We start from the raw sequence: 1,120 nt of genomic DNA, 5'->3' as shown, positions 1-1,120 counted from the left end.
TCGAGCGGAACATCGAGTCGCCGGCCCAGGTCCGCGGGCTGACCGGGGAGCTGCGGGAGATCCTGAGCGACGCCGCAGGACCACCTCTCCTCATGGTGGACCAGGAGGGTGGCAGCGTGGCCCATGCCCGGCGCGCCGCCGGGTGATGGCTACGCCACCATCGAGTGGGTGGCGCAGCAACCCTGGTGCAACGGGCGCATCGGCATGATCTGCGGTTCGTACAGCGGCTTTACTCAGTACCAGACCGCCATCGAAGCCCCGCCTCACCTGGATGCACTGCTGGTGCGCGAGGGCATTTACGACGCTTACTGGTATCTGGGTGGCGCCGCTATTTCCGGTCTTATGGGATGGGTCGCCACCATGACAGAACAGGATCTGGAGCACTACCCTCCGGCCAAAAGAGTCCGCGCCAGGCGGTTTCTTTCACATTTGAGCAAAGTCAGTGAGGAAGCAGAAGATCCTGATTCGCCGGTCGTGACGCCCAACGTCGACCAGCTACGCCTGCCCTTCGCGCCCAACGCCTACGCCGAAGGAGTGGCCGACTACTACAATGAGTGGCTCTCACATCCCGTGCGCAGCGCCTGGTGGAATCCTGCGCTGCTCTCTCGCCAGGCCCATAAGGTCCGCGTGCCGATCTGTCATCTGGGCGGCTGGTTTGACGGTTTGCTGCCCCACGCGCTGGCGGCATATACCAGTATGCGTCAGCACGCTGCAGATCCCGAGGTGCGCGAAGCGCAGCGGCTGATTGTCGGTCCCTGGGTGCACGGTCCGGCGCAGACCACGGGAGATCCGGTGGGGTTGCTGAGATTCGGACCCGAGGGTGCTCTTGATTTCAACGCCTTCCGCCTGCGCTGGTACGACCAGCATCTCAAAGGCCGCGCCAGTGGCTTGAGCCGAGATCCGCGCGTGTGGCTGTACGTCAACGGCACCGACCGCTGGATAGGCTGCGCCGACTGGCCGCCGCCCGAGAGTGCGCCCACGCCCTGGTATATGCGCGCGGGCGGAGCACTTTTGCGCGAAGCTCCGGAAGGCGCCGAATCGCCCGATGCCTACGAGTACGATCCCATGGATCCGGTTCCCTCGCTCCGGGCGGGATCGGCGATGGGACTGGGTGCCGACC

The 1,120-nt window shown here is 65.2% G+C and carries 2 protein-coding genes; both read left to right on the top strand.

The genetic code is table 11. The features are described from left to right. A partial coding sequence (locus AC3WVG_RS12180) for a hypothetical protein (protein WP_488798385.1) occupies positions 1-208 on the top strand: 208 nt, incomplete at its 5' end. Next, positions 124-1,120 (top strand): CocE/NonD family hydrolase (locus AC3WVG_RS12175; protein WP_488798384.1); only part of this gene is annotated, 997 nt, incomplete at its 3' end. The genes AC3WVG_RS12180 and AC3WVG_RS12175, both read left to right, overlap by 85 nt.

The sequence above is a fragment of the Desulfovulcanus sp. genome (assembly GCF_982781345.1).
This window is presented reverse-complemented; position numbering and strand designations above follow the sequence as displayed.